The organism is Methylocapsa sp. S129 (genome assembly GCF_009765995.1).
In the GTDB taxonomy this organism is placed as follows: Bacteria; Pseudomonadota; Alphaproteobacteria; order Rhizobiales; family Beijerinckiaceae; genus Roseiarcus.
Genome location: NZ_LMUI01000059.1, coordinates 105444 through 129471 on the forward strand (window position 1 = coordinate 105444; position 24028 = coordinate 129471).

The window sequence follows — 24028 nt, forward strand, 5'->3', positions numbered from 1 at the left end:
AATCAACTGGCTCGCCAGCCCATTGTTCACCACCCCGTCAGGGCTGATCAGTTGATCGATCGTCTTCTGCGTCGGCGTCACCACCGACAGCGAGCCGACATTGACCACCCCCGACGCGCCCACAATGAAGCCGTAGGAATCGGCGAAGATCACATTGCCGCCAATCACCCCGTTCTTATAGGAATTGAGCGCGCCCTGAATGTCGACCGGACCGCTCGTCACCACATTGACGAGGTTCTTCGCCGAACCGGGGACGATCAGATTGACGGTGTTGCCCCGGCCTTCGCGGAACTGCGAGAACGAATTATAGGCGTTGCCGCCGCTCAGCGTCGAGGTGGTGATCGTCGTCGTGCGTCCGGAGACGCCGATCGTCGTCGCCGTACGGCCGGCGGCCAGGATCAGATTGCCAGGCGACTGGCCCATATTGACCGCCTGCGCCATCGCCGCCGGCGTCCCAAACATCCCCAAAGCCAGCGGCAAAAAAGCCGAACCGCCCAGAAGAGCGCGCTTGCGCGCCCCCAACGTCACCTGTCGCTTCAAACGGGCGAGCATACCGCTTCCCTTTGCGCCTTGGACTAAAGTTCATCCACCCGGGAGCGACGTCGACCGCTATCGTTGAGGCGATCGCATACCGCTTAACCGCTTCCACGGAATAGTTTTTCAGCATTGGCATCCTCGACTCGCCCCGCACAAGTCTTTCGAAGTGCTATTGAAGTCTTAAGACCAACCTCGCGGGTGCTAAGACCCAAGTTCAATTGACATTGGTCGTTTCCTCACGCGTCTTCCAGTCGCTTACGAACAGAACAGCGAACATCCCGTTGCTGTCTGGACAGTCTGTCATATTCTCAATTGCGTGCAGGGACGCATAACCCTTTGGGCGCGTTGCGGCCTCACTTCCAATAGGGGATATAGTCGGGGCCATGAAACTGCTGATCATCGATGACCACTCAATCGTGCGCGCAGGTCTGGCCGCTCTCCTCGCGCGACCGGGTTCAGATATTGTCGTCGTTCAGGCTGCGACGACCGCAGAGGGGATGACTGAAGTCGATACTCATCCCGATCTCGATGCCGTGTTTCTGGATCTCAATATGCCGGGAGAAAGCGGTATGTCCGCGCTACGCGAAATCGGCAGGCGCCGTCCGGACTTGCCGGTGATCCTTTTATCATCCTCCGAAGACCCGGCGGACGTCAGGAGGGCGCTCGCCGCCGGCGCCTTTGGTTATGTGCCCAAATCGTCGAGCCCGCAGACGCTGATGTCCGTGTTGAAGCTGGTTCTGTCGGGTGAGGTGTATGTTCCACCCCTCATGCTAAAAGAAGCGGCGTCTAATGTCGGCGGCGACGGCCTCAACCGCATTGACGGATCCTCCAATCCTCTGACCGACCGTCAGATCGATGTGTTGCGGCTTCTGGCTCGTGGATTGTCGAATAAGGAAATCGGCCGCGAATTGCTGGTCGCCGAACGGACTGTAAAGGCGCATGTCACGGCGATCTTCAAAGCGTTTGGCGTTTCCAACCGCGCGCAGGCCGTCGATGCGGCAAGGCTTGCCGCTCTGATCTAAACTTGAAGCGGCGCGTCTGACATCGTCAGATTGCTGATCGCGGCGCGCAGGCGGCTATTCGAAACTGGCTTGTGCATCACGAAGCAACCACTCTGACCCGCGCGTTTCAGCCGGTCGGATTCGGTGTCGCCCGTGATGAGAATCGCTGGAATATTCTCACGAAACTTCGATCGCAACCGCTGAATCGCATCGAGCCCGTTTTCGTCGCCACGCAATCGAAGGTCGCAAATGACCAGATCGGGCCGCACAGACCGCTCGGCGACCCGCTCCAGCATTTCCTGAGACGACCCGGCGACGACAACGGAATGCCCCCACGCCGTCAGTACTGCGCGCATAGCGTCCTGGATCGCCAGTTCGTCATCGACCACGACAATGAAACGCTCGCTCAACATACCCGAATTCAGTTCTTCGGTTGGCGCCGGAATCGCTTGATCGGCGGCTCCTGGCGCAAGCGATAGTTTGAAAACCGTTCCCTTGTCCGGTTGGGAACGGAACGACAGCGGTATTTCCAGAATGGCGGTGAGGCGCCGCACAATCGCCAAGCCCAATCCCAAGCCTCTCGTCCGATCTCGTTCCGGATTGCCTATCTGGTAGAACTCTTGAAAAATCAGGTCGCGATGATCTTGCGCAATGCCGCAGCCGGTGTCCCAGATTTCAACGCTCAATCGTTCGCCGCGGCGGCAACCAACGAGGACGCGTCCGTTGTCGGTATAGCGAACGGCGTTGGAAACAAGATTGCGGAGGATTCGTTCGAGCAAGACCGGGTCGCTTCGAACGTTCATCGAACAAGGCTCCAACGTCAGCGCGATGCCCTTGCGCTCAGCTTCCGGCGCTTCGTCGCGACAGATGCGCTCGAGAAGAGGCTGTATCGGAAATTCGCTCGGGCGGCTTTCAACGACGCCCGCATCAAGACGCGAAATATCCAGGAGCGAGACGAAGAGACCGTCGAGCGCGGCGATGGAGGCGCCAATCTGGCCGACCAACCTATGGCTCTCACCGTCCATTTCGCGGCCCCGCAGCGCTTCGACAAACAAACCGAGCGCATGGACCGGCTGCCGCAAATCATGGCTTGCGGCGGCGAGAAAGCGGGACTTGGCGATATTGGCGTCTTCCGCCAACTCCTTCTGACGCCGCGCGGCGATGGCGAGATCCAGGTTCTCAAATTGCAATTGCAAGGACTTGTCGAGTATTTGACTGAATGTTCTGGCCAGAATCGCAATAACGACGACCCAAAGCGACGCAAGTACGGCATAGGTCCAATGTAGCGCATCGCCCTGGGCAGCCGACCAGACCATGGTCGGCGTCATGATGGAGAACAGGCTCATATAATAGGCCGGCAAATAGGTCGCGAAAGCGGTGATCGCCCCGGCGGCCATGCCGGCGCAGACGAGAAAAACCAACATCTGTAGTTCGGGGTGGGCCGAATTCAGCAACAATAGTGAACCGAGGCCCCAGGACAGCCCGCCCGCAAGCGCGGTTGCGCAGGCGCCCAGCGCCCAATGCCGCCAAGCGACGACGGCCGGCTTGTATGCGTGATAGGCATGGACCAGAAAGAAGCGCGCGGCTGATTGCGCTGCAAGAATTGCAAGAAAGGCGAGTCCCATGTTGAGCGTGATGGCGTCCATGTGGACGAGCATGCCCGAGAGCACTGTGCCGGCGATCAGTCCGCCAAAGGTGCCGGGCGACATGCGATGATAAAGCGCATCCACCTGGTCGGCCCGCAGATGATCGAGACGTTCAGTTGACGTCTCTTCGTTGGACACGACGACTCTCCCCGCTTTTCTCCTCGACGCCTTGTTAATCGCCCATTTCGAACGAAAGCGAAAGTTCGATTCGATTCGCGAAATCTGCTCGATCGAATATTTGCGCGCCGATTTTTCCGACCGCCTCAACGCGGCGGGACGTGTCAAAGTGACGCCGCAACTCCTCATGGAGGAAGAGGGTCGAGTATTCGCTCTTGGCGACATCAGCAACGAGGCCCCGGTCGACAGGCTGACCATTGAAGAATATCGCCCTTCTCCTCACGTGTCGGTTCGCTTGCAGTGCGAAAGCGGGCAGACGCGTGACGAATGATTCTTGGAACAGAGCGGTCTTCAGAAGGCGACAGGGGTCACAGTTCGCAGCTACGCGCTGCTTCCCTATTTCATTGTGGGCACGAAGCGGATCGCGACGCTTCATCGTCGGCAAGCCTCCGTCTTCGCACGTCAGTTCCCGCTAAGGGTGATCGAGCTTCCGATTTTGATCCCCTCCATACGAGAGATGTTCCAGCGGCGCCAAAGTAACGACAGCGATCCGGTGCTGGAATATTTGCGCATGAGATTCTCGGATGTCGCGAAGAATTACGCGGCCGCTTCTCAGAAGTCAGTGACGTAACAGCGGGATTTGTCTCGATGACGGTCGGTCGGTCAGACGAACGCGTTGCCGAGAAAGATAGCAAACATCGGGGATGCTTCCGGAGAGGTTCGGCTTCGAGAGCTACCCCAAAGCGAGATGTTCGCAGTCGATCAACAGGGGATGTTCAAAGCGATTGCGTCAAACGTCATCTCGTCTTCCTGATTTGGCGTTTGCGAATAGTACCGTCGGGTATCCCGTCATATTCATCCGCCACCCCTTCGGGGGCACGACGCGCCTTTTCAACAACTGCAACAAGGTCAATTATTTAATCGAGCATGCTTTTGATTGACAATGCCCGACCGATAGCAAATTGGACGGGTCGCAAACTATTGTTCTTCCTGCGATTTACTTCGCTAAAGCCCTCTGCAGTATCCCTTTCCCCTACTCCCAGCTAGGGCTGAGAGGCCCGAAATATCTCCGTCAACCAGTCGATAAAAACCCGGATCCGCGAAGAGAGATGGCGGCTCTGCGGATAAAGCACGGACACTGGCATCGACCTGGGCGGGAAGGCTTCGAGCACCGGAACTAATTGCCCGGCTGCGATCTGATGCTCTACGCGATAGCGTGGGACTTGTATCAACCCCAATCCAGCGACGCCCGACGCGGTGTAGATTTCAGCGCCTCGAACGACGACCTCGTAAGGCAAAGGGATCTCCCATTCCCGACCATCCTTTTCGAATTCCATCGGATAGGGTTGCCCGGTCGCCGAAGCCTTATAGGCGACCATCCGATGGCCATTGAGATCGTCTGGCGTTGACGGAACGCCATGGCGCTCAAGATAGGCCGGGCTCGCCAAAGTGAGTTGCTCGAACACGGTGATGCGGCGACCGATAAGAGATGAATCCGAGAGCTCACCGGCGCGGACAACACAATCGACGCCCTCGGTTATGAGGTCGACCATCCGGTCGCCCTCGCTGAGGCTCAGCGAGATCCCGGGATAGCGCGCGATGAACCGGGGCAGCGCAGGCAGTACGAAAAACCGTGCGATGGTTCCCTGCAAATCCACGCGAAGCGGGCCCCTGGGTTCGGCGTTCTTGAATACGCTTTCCACCTCATCGAGGTCCGCGAGGAGCCGAATGCAACGTTCGTGGTAGAGCGCGCCATCGAGCGTCGGGCGCACATTTCGGGTTGTCCGTTCGAGCAGCCGAACGCCGAGATCCGTCTCCAGGCGCTGGATCGCATGGGTGGCGGTTGGGCGCGGAACCTGCAGATCCCTCGCGGCCTGAGCGAAGCTCCCACGATCAACAATTCTGACGAAAAGCCGCATAACGCCGATGCGATCCATCCCCGTCCCGTAGCAGATTGTTATGTTTTTTGAAATGGTGATGTTGAGATAGGCTTTCTACCCCTAAATTTTAAAACGACTACTTTCGTCCCTGAGGCCAGAGACCGAAGGAGGGGGAAATGGCGAATGAAATGCAGACAGGGCGGCGCGGTCGCCTTGGACAGCGAACCGCGGCGTGGATCGACCGCGGCATCGAATCCCTCTGATGCTGGGCTTTGTCATCCTGCTGATCCCCGTCCACGGCGGCGGCGCCTATTCAATCGATCGGCACATCGGCCGCGAACTCTGACCGTCAGTCGGCGACTGCGCAACGGCGTCCAAATCGTCAGATCAACCAACCAACAGGAGTAAAGATCATGCCATTTGCTAATTTCAAGGTCCCTGAGGCCGCACTGAGCCGCGCTCAGAAAGAAGAGATCGTCCATCGGACGACAGCGATGCTTGTCGAATATTTTTCGGAGGCTGCTCGCCCGCACACCATGGTTCTGATCGAAGAGGTCAAGGACGGCGGCTATGCACGCGCCGACGAGGTGTTTGTAATCCCGGAGAACTATCGAGCGAAAGATTGAAATAGGCCGCAACAAGCCGACATCCGTGCGCGCTTCGGTGGCGCAGAAACCCGACAAAGGACCAACGACAATGACTGCGTCAACGAATAGGGTCGCGATCGTCACCGGAGCGTCTCGCGGCATTGGAGCCGCCATCGCCCGGCGGCTGGCGAGCGATGGCCTCACGGTCATCGTGAACTATGCAGGCAGCGCCAGCGCGGCCGCCAAGCTGGTCGACGAGATCGAGAGAACCGGAGGTCGCGCCACCTCTTTCCTGGCCGATGTCAGCGACCCGCTAGCGGTGAAGCGGATGTTCGATTCCGCCGAGGCGGCCTATGGCGTGGTCGACGTGCTGGTGAACAACGCCGGCATCATGAAGCTGGCGCCCGTGGCGCAATTTGATGACGCGACCTTCGACCAGACCATTGCGACCAACCTGAAGGGCACGTTCAATGGGCTCCGCGAGGCGGCAAAGCGGCTGCGCGACGGCGGCCGTATCGTGAACTTCTCCACGAGCGTCGTGGGGCTCTACCAGCCAACCTACGGTGTCTATGCGGCCACCAAGGCGGCGGTCGAAGCCCTGACGCATATCCTTGCGAAAGAGCTCGGATCTCGAGGGATCACCGTCAACGCCGTTGCGCCCGGGCCGGTCGCCACCGAGCTCTTCCTTAGAGGTAAGGACCAGGCCACGCTCGATCGCATCAAGCAGATGAACCCGCTCGGCCGTCTGGGCGAAGTCGACGACATCGCGCGCGTCGTCTCGCTGCTGATTGGGCCGGACAGCGGCTGGATCAACGGCCAGATCGTGCGCGCGAACGGCGGCGTAATCTAAGGAGCAACAATCGTGAAGCACGTCATCGTCATCACCGACGCATCGAGCGGCTTCGGCCGCCTGATGGCCAATGCCCTCGCGGCGTCAGGGCATACGGTCAACGTCCATGCGCGGGTTGAACGGCAAGAATGCCGAGCAGGCAGACAAAGTCACGGCCTATGCACAAGAGCATGAGGTAAATCTTCGAGCGGTCGAGCTTGACGTCCAATCCGACGCATCGGCGTTGTCGGCCATCGCCGCCACCGTCGCCGAGCACGGTCCGTATTCAAAAAAGATCCGAACGGTTCGGCTGGGGATCGAACGACGCCGCTTGAAGCGATCGCGGCTCGGCTTCCGACAGGATTACGGCAAGCGTCGCCGATGACTTGCCGGGCGTCAGTCGCGCGATATGGACAGTCCCGCGAGAAGCGGCGCGTACGCGGCGAGCCTACGGGATACGAACTCGGTGAAGAGCCGCACGCGCTTCGTCTTGCGTGTCTCCCCCTGTGTGAGAAGCCAAACCGTTCCGTACATGTGCAGGTCGGCGCCGGGCGCCCTCACCAACAGGGGGTCGGCATCTCCGACGAAGCACGGCAGTGTCGTCATCCCGAGCCCTTGCCGTACAGCAACGATCTGCGCCTCCCCGTCCGTGGTCCTGAACGGAACCCCCGTGGCGCCAACCTCACCCTCGCTGGCCCAATCCGGAATTCCATGAATGCTTATGACAATCCACCGGATGGGATCAGGCGCGCCCGCGCGCCACGCGGCTAGTCGATCGCGGGACATGTAGACGCCGCCGAACACCTCCGGTCCCTTCAGGCCGTGAAGGTTGAGCGGCAGGGTTTTGCGGTCGTAGACGACGCGGATCGCGACGTCGGCCTCTCGGTTGGTCAGATTCGCCAGCTCGCCGGACGACAAGATTTCCATCTCGATGTCGGGATGCAGACGTGCGAAATCGGCGAAGTCCGGCATGAGCAGGTGGTTCGCGAGGGGCGGCGCCAGCGTCACCCGCAGAAGCCCGCGCACGCCCTGGTCGCGCCCGAAGACGCGCGTCTCCAACTGGTGCGACGACGCTTCCATCTGGTTCGCGAGTTCGAGGACCTCCTCGCCCGCAGCCGTCAGGCGGTAGCCCGAAGGCAGCTTTTCGAACATGTGCGCCCCGAGGCGTTCCTCCAGCTGGGCGATGCGTCGCAGCACGGTCGCGTGATTCACCCCGAGGCGCTCGGCGGCGGCCCGCGCTGAGCCTCCACGCGCGACGGCAAGAAAGTGGCGAACGTCATCCCAGTCGATCATGGTGCAACCTCGCACCATGTGGTGCGTTCTCAGAAGCGCGTTTCTAGCACGTCGAGCCGCATTGCGCGCGATCAGTCGTCGAGCCGGATCGATTTTGCACCACCGATGTGCGCGATTGCGCACTCACCGCCTGACTCCGACAGACCCATGTTGAGGCTCTCGGGGATCTTCCCCGCACAGCCAAAGACTTGAGACTCCGAAAACGAAAGATACACGTCATGACCAGACTGAATGGAAAGACCGCCGTGATCACCGGCGGCGCTACCGGCATCGGCCTCGCCGCGGCAAAGCGCTTCATCGCGGAGGGCGCCTTCGTCTTCATTTTCGGCCGCCGGCAGGAAGCGCTTGACGCCGCTATGGCCGAACTCGGGCCCAATGCCCGCGCGGTGAAGGGCTCGGTCGCGGATGAGGCCGACCTCGATCGACTCTACGCGGCGGCGAAGGCCGAGCGCGGAACCCTCGACATCGTCTTCGCCAATGCCGGGGTGGGAAGCCAGCTTAAGCTCGGCGAGATCACCGCCAAGCACATCGACGAGACCTTCGACACCAATGTGAAGGGTACGATTTTCACCGTCCAGAAGGCGCTGCCGCTGATGGGCAAGGGCGGTTCGGTCATCCTGACCGGATCGAGCGCCGGAACTACGGGCGCCCCTGGATTCACGGCCTACAGCGCAAGCAAGGCGGCCGTACGCAACCTCGCGCGGACCTGGGCGGAGGATCTGAAGGGCACAGGCATCCGCGTAAACGTGCTGTCGCCCGGGGCGACGGCGACCGAACTCGCAAAGGAAGCACTGGGCGAGGAGGGCCAGAAGGCCTACGGCGCGATGACTCCGCTCCAGCGCATGGCCGATCCGGCGGAGATCGCGGCCGCGGCCGCCTTTCTCGCGTCGTCGGACAGCAGCTTCATGACCGCCAGCGAGGTCGCCGTCGACGGCGGCCTGGCGCAACTCTGACCCCGGCGCGGTCCCGGGCCTAGCCTATGTACAACGAAAGGAAAAAGATTATGAAAAAACTCGAAGGTAAGATCGCTGTCATTACGGGCGGCAGCAGTGGGATTGGGTTGGCCACGGCCAAGCGCTTCGTGGAAGAAGGCGCGCACGTCGTGATCACCGGGCGACGAGAGAAAGAGCTGAAGGAGGCCGCGGCCTTCATCACGAGAAACGTTACGACGGTTGTCGGCAACGTGTCGCGCCTGGAAGATCTGGACCGCCTCTATGCCGTGGTGAAAGAGAAACACGGTCACATCGACATTCTCTTCGCGAACGCGGGCGCGGGGACAGTCGCACCGCTCGCGGTCGCTACCGAGGCTCATTTCGACCAGACCTTCGATGTGAACGTGAAAGGTCTGTTCTTTACGGTGCAGAAGGCCCTTCCCCTCTTCAATGACGGCGGTTCGATTATCCTGAATTCTTCAGTGTCGAACGTGTTGGGGCTTCCAGGGTTCAGTGCTTACGCCGCGAGTAAGGCGGCCGTCCGCAACTTTGCGCGCGCTTGGACACTGGAGCTAAAAGACCGCAAAATCCGCGTGAATGTGATGAGCCCCGGAGCAATCGATACCCCCGCCTTAGCGACGACGACGGGCCTTACTGCTGAACAGGCCGAGCAAGCGGTCGCACAGTTCACCACGCAGATCCCAATGGGTCGCAGAGGCATGCCCGAGGAAATCGCGGCTGCCGTCGCGTTCCTCGCCTCCGATGAAAGTTCTTACATCACCGGCATGGATTTGGCCGTCGATGGAGGCATGGCGCAGGTCTGACCCCCCGGCGTTAACACAAGATCGGAGAAGCACTGTGAGCTATGCAATAATCGGTTTCGGCAAGATCGGCCACGCTCTTGCCAAGGCGTTCGCCCGCAAGGGCGTCGAAGTGTCCGTGGCAACCACCCGCGACCCGAAAAGCTTTGCATCCGAAGCGGCCGCGATCGGACCCACGATCATTGCCAAAACATTGGCGGAAGCCGTCAAGGCGGACATCATCTTTTTGGCGGTCCGTTTCGGGGCGCATCCGGATGTCGCGAAGGCGTTGCCCACGTGGCAGGGAAAGACCATCATCGATGTGACCAATGCCTACGGCGTGCCCCCTGAGGAACTGGGAGGACAGCCTTCTTCCAAGTTCGTCGCGCAGGCCTTCTCTGGTGCAAAACTGGTCAAAGGCTTCAACCACTTGGGCGCTGCCATCCTCGACCAAAATCCGGCCGTACACGGTGGCAGGAGAGTCGTGTTCCTGGCGAGCGACGAGGACGCTGCCGCAGCGGAGATTGGTGCGCTCGCGGAAAATCTCGGTTTCTCGCCGATCAACCTTGGCGGGCTGTCGGAAGGTGGGCTGCTTGTGCAGGCGCGCGGAAATAGCTGGGGTCGGCTGATCTTTATGGACCTGGTCAAGTTCGACTGATGACCACGACACGCCAACCGGCAGGCCGCGATGCACGGATCGGATCAAGCGCGATGCGATCCGTGCGAAATGGAGAAATTCCCATGAGCCTTGAGAAGAACATCCAGACCGTGAAGGACTTCTTCGCCGCCATCGCCCGCGGCGACAAGGAGGGTCTGCTGGCGCTGGTCGCCGAAGACATCCAGTGGATCATTCCGGGCGAGGACTGGCCGCTGGCCGGAACGCGCCACGGGCGCGCCGAGCTGGCGGATTTGCTTGAGACGGCATCCAAGTCGATAGAAACGTTCACGGAACCCCGGGAGTTCGTGGCGCAGGGAGACCGGGTTCTCGTCGTCGGCGTCGCTACCGGGAAAATCAAAGCCACGAACAAGCCGTTCAAGGACGACTGGATCTTCGCCATCACGGTCCGGGACGGTAGACTGACCAACATCCGGGAATACGTCGACACGCAAGCGCTGGCCCGCGCCTCGCAGGTGGACGCGTCCGGGCCTGCGTAGCGCTGGCCCTTTGCAGCCATCGGCTCGGGTAGACGGTGGATCAGCCGTGGTTCGCCCCCTCGCACGCCGCGCGCTCGTCAAATGCTCAACCGTAAAGGAGATCCCGATGTACGACCAATCCAAACTATCCGAGTTGATCCGGTTCGCACGAGTCGGTGCGGGCTCCACCGTTATCGACGTTTACCCAGGCGACGGCGACTGGACCCGTCTCTTCTCCGACGTGGTGGGACCCGAAGGACGGGTCTATAGCTTCGTGCCGGCCGAAGTCGCCCACTTCAAGAACGATCCGGTCGGCCGCATGCGGACGCTCGCGAAGGAGCCGGGCCGAGAGAACGTCGAAGCCGTCTCGGCGGACCTTGTGGCGATGTCGGAGGTCACCCAACCAGCCGATGTCCTATGGCTGCACCTGTTTTATCACGATCTCCACACCGCGCTGATCCAGGCCAAGGGCGCGACGGCGACCGACTTCAATCGAGCCGTCTACGAGCGGCTGAAGCCCGGTGGGCGCTACGTCATCGTCGACCACGCCGCCGCCGCGGGGGCGGGCGCGAGCGACGCCCAGACGCTGCATCGGATTGAGCCTGCATCCGTTCGCGAGGAGGTGGAGGCGGCCGGCTTCGTCATGGACGCTGAAAGCGCCATGCTCGCGAACAAGGCCGATTCGCACACGATCAAGGTGTTCGATCCCTCGATCAAGGGCGAGACCGATCGCTTCGCCTATCGGTTCGTGAAGCTCTGACATTGAGTCATCCGCGCTACAGTGAGATCAGCTCTCACAAGCGTGGAAGCGTTGCCGCTTCGTCTTTCTGTGGAGCGACGACGAGGACGCGATCGCTCTGGTTGCGGATTTGGCCAAATACGTCGGGTTCGCACCCGTCACGCTGGGAAAGCTCAACGAGGATGGCTGGCTGGCGCACGCACGCGGCCGCACCTGGCGCCAGCTCATCTTCGAGGATTTGTTCAAGAAGGAGCAGTCATCGATCTACGACCGTATGACCGACGCCGATAACTGGTCGCGCGCTAACTTTTTTGAGCCGCGCGCGACCGAATGTTTGAAGGCCACAAATTCGCGAAGGTTGGGGTGGGCCTGACGGCGTATGGGCGCCGTTCGAAGAGCGGGGAGACGCCCGACAGAGCGGCAGATCTGCGGGTCGCCTAGAATTTATCGATTGCTATCGATGGCCTGGGATTTGCTCGAGCGTCCTCTGCTATCCGATACTACTCCACAGTAATCCCCTTCACTCCCACTCGATTCTTTCAATGCATCGCAACTCGATGATTTTTAAGAGCAAAATCTTTCCCTGACGATCGAAGCTCGACTACCGGGCCGTCAGAATTTTCCGCTCTTGATTTCAAAGGAAAATTTGCGCGATTCGAATTTTGCTCGGCTTCGACAACTATCGCCAACGATCGGTCAATTCTTCGCGTCGTCAATCGCGCGGCGCATTCTGCGCCAGGACGAAAAAGACCGTCGGCGCCTTTAGCTCAGGCCGCTCGCGCTTGGCCATGTTTGTGCCCTTCTGATCCGCACGAACCTGGCCTCTTGAGGTTGATGCTCGGTGCGCTAACCCGATCCACCAGCCGGTTTCGAGTCCGGCCGCAGCATTGCACTGGCTTCACTGAGGCCGAGGCGCGCGCCTCGGATGCGTCGCGTGAGCAAGTGCAATTTTGTCATTTCGGCCCTCAATGCAGTACCCGTAGTATAAACGCCGCCCTGCCCCCTGGCGCCGTTGAAGGGCGAACGATGATGGCTCCGCCGGAGAACGAATAATAAGAAATGGGCGTTGCTGCGATGCGCCTCTGTTCGCGCTTTTGCCAGTATGACTTTTTGGCGCCCTCATGTTGCGCAAAGACCCGCCCGCGATTCAGACGAGGTGAGCTTGGGCCATCGTCGAACCGGGTTCGCGCAGAGAGCAAAAAGAGCGTTTCAGGGAATCTCCCGAATCAACTTGGCGTAGGAAACCTTCCGCACCGGGTCCCATTCATCCGTCTTCTCGACGCCCCGAAGCGTACGGTGGTACCTTCCAGTGTGATTAAGCTGGGTCGGATCCAAAAATCGCATTCCGGTGCAGCCGGCCCGCAGAACGCGCAACGCGAACTCGTCCGTGCACAAAGCGATCTTGAAAAACCGATCGTAGAAAAGCTCATGGGCCGGCTCGGCGTCCGGACGGAAGGCGACAGCGTCAGGGGTCCCCCACAGCTCATCGCCGTCGGGACGATGCCGGAACTGGTAGTCCGAGCGTGCCGGATCGGTGACGTCCTCGGCCACCGGGACATGCATGAGTTGATAGCGCTTCGAGCGCGGCAGCGGCGCGGATTGGCTGGAATCGACGTCGAAATACTGGATATCGGAGGGGCCGAGTGCCATGACGCGTCTCATTTCCTCCGAGACGAACATGAACTTGCCCAATCGGAAGCAATCCTCGCCGAAATCCTCGCGAGTGAATTCAAGCCGGGCGATTGGCAACGCTGCGCCAAATTCTCCGGCGGCGGGAAGCAAGGGCAATAACTCCGCGGCGTTCCAGAATTCGTAGCCGCTCCAGAGACCTTTTCGATTTTCCCAGTGCGGGAACCAGGGCGTGACCACCCAGAATGTCTTCATGTCTCGCCTCACGATTCTGCAGGAGCCCCTTTCAGGGGATCGTCTCGACCAATTTGGTGCGGAAGATCCTCTTGTTCCATCTGACGATCTCCTCGACGCCGCGCAGCGTGCGCAACCGTTCGAAGTTGCCGCGGGGATGGGACGGATCGAAAAAATACGCGCCAGGGCAGCCTGCCTTCAAGATTCGCAGCGCGAATTCATCGGTGCAGTAAATGACCCTGAAAAGCTTATCGTAGAAAATTTCGTGCGCCGGCTCGGCATCTTGGCGAAAGACGACGCGGAGCGGCATGCCGGTCTGGACGGTGGAGCCATCGGGAAGGTGACGGCAAATGTAGTCTGAGTTTATCGGATCAGACGCGTCCTCCGTCACAGGAATATGCAAGATTCGATAGTTTTTTGATCGCGGCAGAGGCGCGGACTCGCTCGCATCAACGTCGAAATATTGGATGTCGGAGGGGCCGAGAGCCATGGCGTTTCTCATTTTCTCCGACACGAACGTGAAACTGCCCCAGTAGAAGCAATCGCGATCGAAAGTCTCGAGCGTCAAGGCGAGCTTCGCTGAGGGTAGCCGGCCTCGCAAAAACCGTCCCGCAATCGGTCCTTCCCCGCACGGCTCCGAGACGCGCGAAACCGTGCAATGGTTCACAAGCCTGTCCGCGTCGCGGAGGTACAGCCAATACACGAACATCCAATATCTCTTCATAGGCCGCCTCAGCGCCCCAGCAACCGACCTGCGTCGAGCCAATTCTGCAGCCATGGTGTGGGCATCCAGAACATCTTCACGATTGGCCTCATGGCTCCGCGAAATCCGGTTTCAGGGGAATTTCATCAATCAGCTTGGTGCGCGGGATATTCAGGACGGGATTCCATTTAATGATCTCCTCGACCCCGCGAAGCGTGCGGATGCGCTGGTTGCCCACGCCGGACCAGCAAGAGGGATCGAAAAAAAACGCGCCGGAGCAGCCCGCCCGCAGGACCCGCACCGCGAAGGCGTCGGAACAGTAGATGAATTTGAAGATTCGATCGTAGAAAAGCTCATGCGCCGGCCGAGCGTCGGGGCGGAAAACGACATTGTTCGGGCTGTCGATTTCGAGGGAACCGTCGGCGCGATGCCGAACCAAGTAATCCGAGTTCTCGAGGTCGGAAACGTCCTCCGTCACCGGAACATGCATGACTTGATAATTTTTCGATCTGGGTAACGGCGCGCAGTCGCTTGCATCGACTTCGAAATACTGGATATCGGACGGGCCAAGCGCCATCGCGCGCCTCATTTTTTCCGACACGAAAGAGAACTCGCTCCAACGGAAACAATCACGGTCAAAATCCTCGAGCGTCACGGTGAGCTTCGCCGTGAGCAACTCTTCATGCACAAACGCTCCGGCGACAGCTTGTTTATCGGACGCTTTCGAGTTGCGAAAAGCGGTGCAACTCCTCCGGAATTGGGCATCTTTGCGGTAAGCCGTCCAATCCACGAACATCCAGAACGGCGTCACGTTTCACCTCAGTGCAATCGGGGCATCCATTTGCCGGTTTCGATCGAATCTCTCATCTTTCCCGCCACTTTTTCAAAAATCGCGCGCGCTTGCGCAGGTGTCGGTGTACCGAGATACTCCGCTTCTTCAATGACGATTTTGCCCCACACCATCGCGTCGTATTTCGAGTGACTCGAGCTGTGAATCGGCAGATTCGGAGCGAGTTTCGCCTGGGCCGCCTCATTGGCCGGCAAGGCGATGAGATTCTCGATCGAATCCGGCTGCCATCCCGCCTGACTAGCAAGCGTTGCAAGAGGCAACTGCTCTCCCCACACGTTTGCGGGAATGAGATGGTGGGCCCGCATTTGGTCGTTGGGCTTAAGGTTCAGTGCGGCGCGCGCGCTTGAACTTGTGGTTTGGAGCGCGGCAGGCAAGTTCTCGGGGCGCGGCCGGCTCTCGAATATCGCGCCGCCGCGCATGCCGTCCTCTACGGCGACATTGATACAGCGCCCCGACAGCTGGTCACCCTGCAAGGCGAGATAAAGCGTGCCGGGTCTGGCAAGCTCGAGCGCCATAATGGACTGGCGCACGGATTCGAGCTGCTCTCCTCCGCCCCACGGCACATCGAAGTAGTTCCTGGGCGCCCCGTATTCGGCCCAGACATAGGCGCGTGCGGCGAGAACGTCGGTCGCGCTTGTCGGATCAAGATCAAATTTGCTGATTGCGTCAGTGACCCTCGCTCTTTCCCTGAGGGGATCCATCGCCGCCAGCAACGTTGCCGCTGCGATAATTTGGCCAGAGCCAAGCTTGAGCGCTCCGCCTGCCAGTCTGGTTATATTTTCCCAATTCGCCGGATTTGCTTCAGGGATCCCCAGTCCATCCCAACGGATCGAGGCGTCGGCCACCTGCGCGCCGCCAATGTGGCTGCCGTAGCCTGCATAGATCCCACGGTCCTCGACGTCAGGAGCATTCCGCGTGCTGTCGCCGCCCTGGTTGTTGTTCGGTGGAGCAGATTGATTGTTCGAGGAAGGTTGCTGCGATTCCGCCGTCCCGCGGGAGGATTGGCCGGCCGCAGAATCGTCACTCTTCGGCGCGAATTGTCCGCCTTGGCTGTCAGGGGCGCCAGCAGGCCAACGAGGGTGTTCGTCAGGATCCCAATCGGCTTTGAGCAGGCCGCTCCAGAGAAGCTCGCGAGCGAGCTCGATCATCTCCTGGCGCGAAGGCGCGCCCTTGGAAAGGGACGGCGGATGGGGGATGCCCAGCAGCACTGTGGCGACCTGGGCGCGGACGACATCGCCTTCGTTGAGCGCCTTGGCGATTGCCGTAAGGCCGCCCCTCTTCGACGACATATCGACGGGCAGGTCGTATTGCGCGCTCATCTCTTGCGAGAGGTCGTCGCAATCGCGCGGCCGCCATTCGTCTTTGCCGTTCTGGCGCGTTCGAACGAGCAATGGAACGGCGCCGACGAAAGCCCCGCCCTCGTCGCAGAAGACGCCGCCGTTTCCGCGCCGCGATAGACGAAATTCGTGAATCAAGGTTCTCGTCCCTTCTATTGGAGACGTGAGAACATATCATGAACAAATTGGAACGTCCAGCCCGGTTTTATGAAAAACAGAATTAGGTCTCTCCCACGCACCTTGCGGGCGGGCGGCAACCAATTGAAATCGCGGGAGCCCTAAGAAAAACCGTCAGACCGATCATTGGTCCTGACGGTGTTTTCTCGACCGCGATCCCTGGCCTCCGATTGAACGGTCGAAAGAACCGTCCTACTCCCACTCAATCATCGATCGCTCTTCCAAGCTCTTGTAACAGCAAATATTTTCGCTGCGTTGATTCTTGAATGCCGTCATAAAGACCGTCAGTTTTTTTCGCTGTTGAAATTACACGCCTATTTTAGGCCTCCGAAAAATTCCCCTATCGCGGTCTTTCGGTGACAATCGCTTCGATGACACGCGTCAAAACCTGATTACATTCGTACGTCCAGCGTAGCGATAGATGCCGCTGGACAGCGTCAGAAAACACTCACGCGACTCCTGTCGCGAGCATACATACCAGTTGGTACCGTTCAAGTATCACACTGCGATGACTCCGCGAGGACATCTCTCAGGTCGTATGAGCGGATTGTCGGACAGGCACCGCGTCATCACTAGCGCGTCCGTCCTATAGCGCACCGGCGATTCCGCCGGTTGCAAGTTTTTCCACGCCACCGTTCGCCGAGGTTATTTGATTGTTGCGTCCGCTCGGGTCGGGCCGAGGATAAACCTGCCGCGAGAAAAACGGCGTCACTGCCGCGTCATCGGCGAAATCGTTGTACGCATGTAAGCGCTGTGACGTGTGCGGACGCTCAGCCCCCCTCTTCCCATCCAATCGTTCAGATGAACGCCACGAGGGCGGGCTGAGGCGTCGCGTGCCCGCAATACTCAATGGCTATAGTGGAATCAGACGGACCGCAGAGGATTGGATTGGCTACTATTTCTCGTGAAGCGCTTTACGACCTTGTTTGGAATGAGCCGGTTCGCACGATCGCCCAGCGCATGGGTGTCTCCGATGTGTGGCTAAAGAAGTGCTGCGCCAAGGCATGTATTCCCGTCCCGGACCGCGGCTATTGGGCAAAACTCCGAGCGGACAAAACGGTCATCCGCCAGAAGCTGCCGCTGCGACCGCCAGGAATGCCGACCGACGTGACGATCGGTACCGATCCCCTTCCACGTCGATGGCCTCCCGATCCCGAAGCCGAATTGGCCGCGCCACCACCCACTGAACCCACGCTCGTCGAATCAATCGAATCCGTCACTGCCAGAGTCGACCGATTACTCGGGAAAGTCCGCTTCGTGCGCGATCTCGGATCGGCCCACCGCTTGATCCGCCACACCCTCGACGAAGACGCGTTGCGCCGGCTGAAACCAAGCGATGCTCCCCTCAGGCTGCGTTATAGCGACCCCGTCTTCGAGACGCCGTTCGAACGGCGACGGCTGCAGATTCTGAATAGTCTGTTCCTTGCCTTGACCGACGCCGGTCATCAGCCTTGGCTTAACGAGCCTCAAGCCCGCAAAGTCGGCGTGACGGTGGGCACTCAAAAGGTTTCGTTTGCGCTTGATCATCCGAGGACCAGAACGCAAGCCAATGGAGTGGTCCAGGCACCACGCGAAGCCTATGAGATCCTGCGTCTCGATATTTCAGCAAGCGGGGACTCCTGGACGGATGATGACGGCGGCCGCATCGAGGATCGGCTCAGAGAAATCGTCCTGAAGCTTATCGTGGTCGGTGAGGTTCAGTACCGCACCAACGCCCATCGCACCTACGAAAACGCGTGCAGGCGCCGCGCGGAGATGGAACGCATGATAGCTGACCGGCGCGCCGAGGCGGCCCGACTTGCACGTGAAAAAGCCGCCAAGGCAGACGCGGAACGACGCACGGCACTCCTTCGGATGGTGGCAGATCATCGGGCTGCTCAGGATATTCGTGCATTCGTCGTGACTGCGCTCGAAGCGCTCGGTTCAAGTACGGCGAAGGAAGGCCTCGCCGCGGACTGGGCAGCCTGGGCACTCGGAGTCGCGGACCAAATCGACCCGGTAGGCCGGCTTCACATCGCCGAGGATGGAACGGCCGCTGAGACATCAGCCGTCGTCCCTGCGGCGCATCTATGTCCCGATCACCACGGGGAATGAGATGCCAGAAGACGATAGGTTGCAGGCTATCAAGCATCTCCTGTTCAATTTTGCCCGAAGCCCTTCTCTGCGTCACATCCGCGATCCGCACACGATAATCGTGCTCGCGAATGAGATCATGCGCGTCGTTAACGGTCGAAACTCAATCTGGCTCAAATGGGATGAGCAACGAGAGAAGCTGGTGAAGTCGGCCGTAGGCTGCTGGATTCCCCTCGACGATCTGCGCGACTTTCTGAACAAACTGCCAGGACCGGCCCTGACAACCGCAGACGTTACCCAACGCATGCGGGCTTTCGAAGACGAAGATTATTTCTCCTACCCCAAGGAAGAGCTGCAACCAGGTTGTCTGACGATTTACGAGCGTGAGAAAGCCAACGGAACCGAGCTGCCAGCCATCATCGGTCTTTTGCGCGACCATGTCGAACGCGAGGAAGAGCGCCTCAGGATCGAGCAGAAGGAGCGATACGAGCAATCGCGTGAAAAGGAACGGATTGCCCGCGAGCAGCGGCTTCTGTCGGGCGCCGATTGCAAGTGGACGCAGCTGGCCAAATCGCCCGACTGGCATTGCCGCACGAACGCACGGCTGTATCGTCTTTCTCCGACAAAGGACAAGATGTGGAATCTCTATCGTGCAAACTCGGTCGACAGTCCGAATGGTTCGCTGATCGGGAAATACCAGAACCGGGGTGATGCGACGAAAGTCGTCGCTCAAGTGGCATATCGGCCTGACCAGCTTTAGCCGGCTCCCTCATGCTTGGCAGAGTCATTCCTGGTTTTTGGGCGAAACGCCGCCACTTGGCCGTCAAATCATGAAATATGCCCGTATTGCAAAACGCGCTACAATTTGCTATATGGTCTTTGAGGAGATTTGCCATGTCCCGAGCGATCAAGCGCAAAGAGCACCCGCTGTCGATGCGGCTACCCGAGGCTGACATTGCTATCATCGATCGTGCCGCTACGTTGCGCGGCCGTTCGCGTACGGACTTTGTCCGCGACGCAGCCGTGCGCGCGGCCGAGGATGTGCTGATGGAAACCATGCCCATCCGGATGAGTCCCGCCGGCTTCAAGGCCTTCATGACTGCACTGTCCGGACCCGCCGCCCCCGTCCCCGAAATGGTCGACCTCTTCCGGCGCACAGCACCTTGGGAAACCGCCGGTTCAAAAGCCGGGAGCTGAGGTTTGCCTATCTCCGGCCCGGAGCCGTTGACGGCCGCCCACGATCTCGCGGAATTCTCCTGCGGCAAGCCCTCGCTTGATCGGTGGCTCAAGACACGCGCGCTTTCGAACCAGGAGAAAGGATTTACGGCGGTTCTCGTCGTCCACGAGGCTAATCGTGTGATCGGCTATTACGGCCTCGCACCGACCGCCATCGTGCCGTCAACGATGCCGCGCTCGATCCGCACGGGCCAGCCGCCAAATCCCGTGCCATGCCTGTTGCTGGGCCAACTTGCGACAGATCAAAATTGGACAGGCAAAGGAATTGGCTCCGGCCTGCTCAAGCATGCGCTACAGCGCTGCGTTACGGCCGCGGGCCTCATCGGCGGCCGCGCATTAATTGTCAACGCCGTGGACGCCGAAGCAGCCGCATTCTGGAAGCGGCGCGGCTTCATCGCCTCAAAAGACGATCCGCTGATACTGTTTCGATCAATTGCCGATATAGCGGCTTCACTAAAGAACGGCTCCAGCAGTTAGCTGGTGCGCTAGATCCGATTATGACTTGATGAAGCGAATCTCGCACCGTTAATGTCTGGATGGATTATGGTCGATGGGTTCAGGACCTTGCGAACTACGATTAGATCACCAATGGCCGTCGAAACCGACATCTCGAGAACGACTTTAGCCGAACCGACTGACGATGCATGATCTACCCGCCTCACCCCCATCCGCTCGACTTCGACTGGCGCTACGATGACGCCACCGCCCAAGCGCTCACAACCCTGCTTAGGGATTCGCCGCCAATCGTCGCGATCGGTGCTCCGACCGTCGCTCGTCTCCTCGAAGCGACAGGAGTCGACGTAACGCTGGTGGATCGTCAGCCGATTCAGGCCGCGCGACGACACATCGTGTGCGATGCCACCGATTTCATCGCGGACCGCCAGTACCGTACCGCCCTCGCTGATCCGCCATGGTACCCGACGCAGCTCAGCAGCTGGTCTGAGGCGGCCGCCAGGGCCGTCGGCGTCGGCGGCACGGTCTTCGTTTCGGTGTGGCCCGATATGACTAGGCCGTCAGCAGCGGGGGAAGTGGCGTTCGCCCTTAAGGGCTTCTCGCGCTGGGCTCACATCTGCCGCAATGTGGCGACGCTTCGCTACGCAACGCCCTGGTTCGAGACGGTTGCGCGCAAACACGGAGAGGGCATCGAACTCTCGCGATCGCCGCTGATCGGAGAGCTGGTCCGCCTAGACGTTCGTACACTCCCGCCCGTCGGCTTGGCAGAAGACGCGGTGGAGCAATGGCTACGCTTCGCGATCGACGACTATCAGCTAGCGATCAGGCGCCGACCAGGCGAGGGTCCCATGGGAATGGAACCGGTATTGTCAGCTGACGGATGGTACTGGCCTTATGTCAGCGCCCGCGCGCCCGGCATCGATCAGATCGACATTTGGAGCTCGGACAGCGAAGTCGCGAGGCTAGAATCATCGGAACGTATGATTGACGTGGTCCGACAGGCCTTGCGCGTGCCCGACAGCGACGCGTTCGAACGGGCGCTGATCGACGTGCCCGCCCTACTCTCATGGCGCATCCCGCGCCCACCATATCGGAGATTGATCGAATGGCAGCACCGGCAATAGCGCTCCGATTCCGCGATACCACGCCAGGAATCGACACCATTGCGGAGCACCGCGAGCTGATCGCTCGTGACGGCCGAGTCGGATGGGGCTGGTGGAAGAAGACATTCGAGCCAGCTGAGACGAAAAAGATCCACGCATTACTGGATGATGATCGCGAGATCGGCATCATATTGATCGACCGAACGGCTGAACGCGCGTATCTGTGCGCGTGTGTTGGTTTTGCCGAACCGAACGCGGCAGAAGCCAAAATAGTCCCCCCGTACTACAGGGATCATCTCGACGAGACCGCCGGCGTCTTCATCCTACGGACTATCGAAGACCTGGACTATGACGAAGCGCTTGCCGATGCGATTCGGGAGCAGACCTTTCTTTGGATCGGTGCAGTCGCGGATCCGGTTCTTGGCCACGTCGCAACCGCCGCTCAGGCCCCCGGTCGATCCTGCGTCCTTCATCTCTCGGACCTGCACTTCGGCAAGGACTATGGTTTCCGCCTCCAGGGTGAGGACGTGGCGATCGGCGACGGCCGTCACACACTTACCGAATGCATCGTCGCCGATCTCGAGCGGCTTGGCTTAACGAACGACATCGCTGCGATCATCGTGACCGGAGACTTTATGACGCACGGCGACTGGGCCGGCGCGCCACGACGTGCGGCGCTTGCGGAGTTCGAAACGTTGCGTAAGCGCCTCGAACTACAGAAGAACCAGATTATTGCCGTGCCTGGTAACCACGACGTGGTGCGATACTCCGACCCTGCTAAGATCGACGTTCGCGAAAACGCCGTCGAAAAGCAGGCTAACTACGAGCATGAAACCATGTTCAGAACCTTCGTGGACGAGCTCGTCGGTCGCGACTGGAAAGCGTCGCTAAACTACATCCGCCGAATCCACCTCGGCGAGGCAGATCTTGATGTCTGTGTGCTGAACTCCTGTACGATTGCCGCCACCGAATGGACGGAGTACGGCTATGTAGGACGGAATGGCTTGGACGCGATCGCTGAGCTGGCAAAGCAAAAAGTCGAGCGACCGACCTTCCGATTCCTCGCACTTCACCATCATCTGCTTCCAGTCGCGAACGTGGAAGCTCCAAAGTCCAGGGGAGTGACGTTGACACTGGATGCATCCGACATCCTGGCTGCAGCACAGCGCGGCGGTGTCAACGTAGCCCTTCATGGTCATCAGCATAAGCCGAAGATCGCAATGTATCAGAGCCTTCCCCTTAACGGAGAAGTGGCTGGCACGCCGATCCATGTCGTTGCCAACGGCAGCGCAGGAGCAAAGAACGACCGCCTGCCTCCGGGGGAACGAAACACCTACTGCCTATTCCGTCTGCGCGCGAACGCGATCGACCTCTGGATCCGCGAATTGCGGCTAGACGCGGTCGCGGGAGCACAGGTGTTCCACGGTGCGCTTCCTGTAGCTCCAATTGCTGTATGACCAGGCCGCCGGCATCGACCGTGACCTGCTCCCCGTCGGTCCCTCATTCATTGTGAGAGTCCTCGACGTTTATATCGTCCCCATTGCCGCGACGATAGCGGGCGATCGGCGGAGCTGGTTGGGATTGCGCAGCCGATCGCCCGCGGATTGGATAAGCGCTTCGTTCGGCGTTAGACCGCCATGGGCCGAGTGCGGGCGGACGTCGTTGTAGTCGCGGCGCCAGGCCTCGATCAGAACCCTGGCCTCGGAGAGCGAGGCGAAGACCTCCTCGTTCAGGCACTCGTCGCGGAAACGGCCGTTGAAGCTTTCGACGAAGGCGTTCTGCGTCGGCTTGCCGGGCGCGATGTAATGCCATTCGAGCCGGGTCTTGTTGGTCCATTCCAGGACCGCTCTGCTGGTGAGTTCCGTTCCATTGTCGCTGACGATCGTCGCCGGCCGTCCGCGCGCCGCGATCAACGCATCGAGTTCGCGCACCACCCGCTGGCCGCCGAGGGACGTGTCGACGACCAGCGTCAGGGCTTCACGCGTAAAATCGTCCACGACGGCAAGTACACGGAACTTGCGGCCCCAGGCCAGTGCGTCGGAGACAAAATCGAGGCTCCAGCGCTGGTTTGGACCCTGCGGCAACGCCATCGGCGCCCGCGTTCCGGTGGCGCGCTTGCGGCCGCGACGGCGGCGCACCGACAGACCTTCCTCGCGATAGAGCCGCAGCAGCTTCTTCTCGTTCATGACGATGTTCTCGCGCTGAAGGAGCAAACCGAGCCGGCGATAGCCGAAGCGGCGACGCACCGCGGCGAGCGCGCGCAGGCGCTCGCGGATATCGGGCGCATCGGCAGTAGGCTCGCGCCGGACCGTTTTGGGATCAACCTCAATCAGCCTGCAGGCGCGCCGCTGCGAATAGCCGCGCTCCGCCATCAGGCGAAGCGCAGCCGACCGGCGCACCGCAGGCCCAGTCAGTTTTTTCCCAGGATGTCCTTCAGCGCCGAAACGTCCAGCATGGCTTCCGCCAGCAACTTCTTCAGCCGGCGGTTCTCGTCTTCCATGCCTTTTAGCTTCTGAGCGTCAGAGGGCGTCATCCCGCCATATCGGGCCTTCCAGCGATAAAACGTCTGCTCGCTGATCCCGTGCCGTCGGCAGACCTCCGCCGTCGCCGAACCTGCCTCCTGCTCGCGCAAAATCGCGATGATCTGCTCTTCTGTGAACCTGCTCTTCTTCATCGTCCGTCTCCATTTGACGGACTCTCATTTCAACTGAGGGACCTTGTGGGGGGCAGGTCAACCG

Annotated in this window: 26 protein-coding genes and 1 pseudogene; 19 read left to right on the forward strand and 8 right to left on the reverse strand. The window is 60.0% G+C overall.

Annotated features, from left to right (window positions below; genetic code table 11):
- The coding region (locus GSQ90_RS29035; RefSeq protein ID WP_210255008.1) for a leukotoxin LktA family filamentous adhesin at window positions 1–552 on the reverse strand (552 nt) is incomplete at its 3' end.
- 368 nt (window positions 553–920) lie between these two features.
- On the opposite strand from GSQ90_RS29035, the gene GSQ90_RS29040 reads away from it, so the two are divergent.
- Window positions 921–1559 carry a response regulator transcription factor gene (locus tag GSQ90_RS29040; RefSeq protein ID WP_158818477.1) on the forward strand — a complete coding sequence of 213 codons (639 nt, stop codon included), beginning with the start codon at window positions 921–923 and terminating at the stop codon, window positions 1557–1559.
- On the opposite strand, the gene GSQ90_RS29045 is transcribed toward GSQ90_RS29040, so the two are convergent.
- Window positions 1556–3322, reverse strand: coding sequence for a hybrid sensor histidine kinase/response regulator (locus tag GSQ90_RS29045; RefSeq protein WP_158818478.1), 1767 nt, complete (start codon window positions 3320–3322; stop codon window positions 1556–1558). The genes GSQ90_RS29040 and GSQ90_RS29045 overlap by 4 nt on opposite strands.
- Here GSQ90_RS29045 and GSQ90_RS29050 point away from each other — a divergent pair.
- Complete coding sequence (locus GSQ90_RS29050) at window positions 3315–3632, forward strand: hypothetical protein (protein WP_210255009.1); 318 nt, start codon at window positions 3315–3317, stop codon at window positions 3630–3632. The genes GSQ90_RS29045 and GSQ90_RS29050 overlap by 8 nt on opposite strands.
- A 3-nt stretch (window positions 3633–3635) precedes the next feature.
- On the forward strand, window positions 3636–3932 hold the full coding sequence (locus GSQ90_RS29055) for a hypothetical protein (RefSeq protein ID WP_158818480.1): 297 nt from the start codon (window positions 3636–3638) through the stop codon (window positions 3930–3932).
- A gap of 412 nt (window positions 3933–4344) precedes the next feature.
- On the opposite strand, the gene GSQ90_RS29060 is transcribed toward GSQ90_RS29055, so the two are convergent.
- The gene (locus GSQ90_RS29060; protein ID WP_158818481.1) at window positions 4345–5238 is read right to left on the reverse strand and encodes a LysR family transcriptional regulator; all 894 of its coding nucleotides are present in this window, start codon (window positions 5236–5238) and stop codon (window positions 4345–4347) included.
- 356 nt (window positions 5239–5594) lie between these two features.
- Between GSQ90_RS29060 and GSQ90_RS29065 the strand changes: the two genes are divergently transcribed.
- The 3 genes from GSQ90_RS29065 to GSQ90_RS29075 all read left to right on the forward strand — a co-directional run bounded on the left by GSQ90_RS29065 (window position 5595) and on the right by GSQ90_RS29075 (window position 6982).
- Window positions 5595–5807, forward strand: coding sequence for a 4-oxalocrotonate tautomerase family protein (locus GSQ90_RS29065; protein ID WP_158818482.1), 213 nt, complete (start codon window positions 5595–5597; stop codon window positions 5805–5807).
- Window positions 5808–5877: 70 nt separating this feature from the next.
- Window positions 5878–6618 carry an SDR family oxidoreductase gene (locus GSQ90_RS29070; RefSeq protein WP_158818483.1) on the forward strand — a complete coding sequence of 247 codons (741 nt, stop codon included), beginning with the start codon at window positions 5878–5880 and terminating at the stop codon, window positions 6616–6618.
- Between the two features lie 106 nt (window positions 6619–6724).
- Entirely contained in the window at window positions 6725–6982 is a 258-nt protein-coding gene (locus GSQ90_RS29075) for a hypothetical protein (protein WP_158818484.1), read from the forward strand.
- Window positions 6983–6993: 11 nt separating this feature from the next.
- Here the strand turns inward: GSQ90_RS29075 and GSQ90_RS29080 are convergent, their stop codons facing one another.
- Complete coding sequence (locus GSQ90_RS29080; protein ID WP_158818485.1) at window positions 6994–7890, reverse strand: LysR family transcriptional regulator; 897 nt, start codon at window positions 7888–7890, stop codon at window positions 6994–6996.
- Between the two features lie 218 nt (window positions 7891–8108).
- Here GSQ90_RS29080 and GSQ90_RS29085 point away from each other — a divergent pair, with 218 nt between their 5' ends.
- The 6 genes and pseudogenes from GSQ90_RS29085 to GSQ90_RS29110 all read left to right on the forward strand — a co-directional run.
- Complete coding sequence (locus GSQ90_RS29085; RefSeq protein WP_158818486.1) at window positions 8109–8843, forward strand: SDR family NAD(P)-dependent oxidoreductase; 735 nt, start codon at window positions 8109–8111, stop codon at window positions 8841–8843.
- 50 nt (window positions 8844–8893) lie between these two features.
- Window positions 8894–9646 (forward strand): SDR family NAD(P)-dependent oxidoreductase, encoded by a 753-nt coding sequence (locus tag GSQ90_RS29090; RefSeq protein ID WP_158818487.1) that lies wholly within the window; start codon window positions 8894–8896, stop codon window positions 9644–9646.
- Window positions 9647–9680: 34 nt separating this feature from the next.
- A complete protein-coding gene (locus tag GSQ90_RS29095; RefSeq protein WP_158818488.1) occupies window positions 9681–10280 on the forward strand; it encodes an NAD(P)-binding domain-containing protein in 600 nt (199 codons plus the stop codon).
- 83 nt (window positions 10281–10363) lie between these two features.
- Complete coding sequence (locus tag GSQ90_RS29100; protein ID WP_158818489.1) at window positions 10364–10777, forward strand: nuclear transport factor 2 family protein; 414 nt, start codon at window positions 10364–10366, stop codon at window positions 10775–10777.
- Window positions 10778–10883: 106 nt separating this feature from the next.
- On the forward strand, window positions 10884–11516 hold the full coding sequence (locus GSQ90_RS29105) for a class I SAM-dependent methyltransferase (protein WP_158818490.1): 633 nt from the start codon (window positions 10884–10886) through the stop codon (window positions 11514–11516).
- 55 nt (window positions 11517–11571) lie between these two features.
- Window positions 11572–11751: pseudogene (locus GSQ90_RS29110) on the forward strand (NADP oxidoreductase coenzyme); the annotation flags it as partial.
- Window positions 11752–12704: 953 nt separating this feature from the next.
- On the opposite strand, the gene GSQ90_RS29115 reads toward GSQ90_RS29110, so the two are convergent.
- On the reverse strand, window positions 12705–13379 hold the full coding sequence (locus tag GSQ90_RS29115; RefSeq protein WP_158818491.1) for an imm11 family protein: 675 nt from the start codon (window positions 13377–13379) through the stop codon (window positions 12705–12707).
- On the opposite strand from GSQ90_RS29115, the gene GSQ90_RS29120 reads away from it, so the two are divergent.
- Entirely contained in the window at window positions 13357–13719 is a 363-nt protein-coding gene (locus GSQ90_RS29120; RefSeq protein ID WP_158818492.1) for a hypothetical protein, read from the forward strand. The two genes, GSQ90_RS29115 and GSQ90_RS29120, sit on opposite strands and share 23 nt — an antisense overlap.
- 451 nt (window positions 13720–14170) lie before the next feature.
- On the opposite strand, the gene GSQ90_RS29125 is transcribed toward GSQ90_RS29120, so the two are convergent.
- Entirely contained in the window at window positions 14171–14872 is a 702-nt protein-coding gene (locus tag GSQ90_RS29125; RefSeq protein ID WP_158818493.1) for an imm11 family protein, read from the reverse strand.
- Window positions 14873–14880: 8 nt separating this feature from the next.
- Window positions 14881–16230 carry an AHH domain-containing protein gene (locus GSQ90_RS29130; protein WP_158818494.1) on the reverse strand — a complete coding sequence of 450 codons (1350 nt, stop codon included), beginning with the start codon at window positions 16228–16230 and terminating at the stop codon, window positions 14881–14883.
- Between the two features lie 1083 nt (window positions 16231–17313).
- On the opposite strand from GSQ90_RS29130, the gene GSQ90_RS29135 reads away from it, so the two are divergent.
- The 6 genes from GSQ90_RS29135 (at window position 17314) to GSQ90_RS29160 (ending at window position 22747) form a co-directional block, all read left to right on the forward strand.
- Window positions 17314–18519 carry a hypothetical protein gene (locus tag GSQ90_RS29135; protein ID WP_158818495.1) on the forward strand — a complete coding sequence of 402 codons (1206 nt, stop codon included), beginning with the start codon at window positions 17314–17316 and terminating at the stop codon, window positions 18517–18519.
- Between the two features lies 1 nt (window position 18520).
- Window positions 18521–19258, forward strand: coding sequence for a hypothetical protein (locus tag GSQ90_RS29140; protein WP_158818496.1), 738 nt, complete (start codon window positions 18521–18523; stop codon window positions 19256–19258).
- Window positions 19259–19392: 134 nt separating this feature from the next.
- A complete protein-coding gene (locus GSQ90_RS29145) occupies window positions 19393–19695 on the forward strand; it encodes a DUF1778 domain-containing protein (RefSeq protein WP_158818497.1) in 303 nt (100 codons plus the stop codon).
- Window positions 19696–19698: 3 nt separating this feature from the next.
- Window positions 19699–20211: a GNAT family N-acetyltransferase gene (locus GSQ90_RS29150; RefSeq protein ID WP_158818498.1), complete on the forward strand. Its 513-nt coding sequence runs from the start codon at window positions 19699–19701 to the stop codon at window positions 20209–20211.
- Window positions 20212–20378: 167 nt separating this feature from the next.
- On the forward strand, window positions 20379–21311 hold the full coding sequence (locus tag GSQ90_RS29155) for a hypothetical protein (RefSeq protein ID WP_158818499.1): 933 nt from the start codon (window positions 20379–20381) through the stop codon (window positions 21309–21311).
- A complete protein-coding gene (locus tag GSQ90_RS29160) occupies window positions 21293–22747 on the forward strand; it encodes a metallophosphoesterase (RefSeq protein WP_158818500.1) in 1455 nt (484 codons plus the stop codon). The genes GSQ90_RS29155 and GSQ90_RS29160 overlap by 19 nt, the downstream gene beginning before the upstream one ends.
- Window positions 22748–22816: 69 nt before the next feature.
- Here GSQ90_RS29160 and GSQ90_RS29165 read toward each other — a convergent pair.
- Window positions 22817–23964, reverse strand: a protein-coding gene (locus GSQ90_RS29165; protein WP_158818501.1) for an IS3 family transposase whose coding sequence is annotated in 2 segments (ribosomal slippage) — window positions 22817–23712 and window positions 23712–23964 — 1149 coding nt in all. Because the reading frame shifts where the segments join, the coding sequence is not laid out codon by codon here.
- Window positions 23965–24028 lie beyond the last annotated feature (64 nt).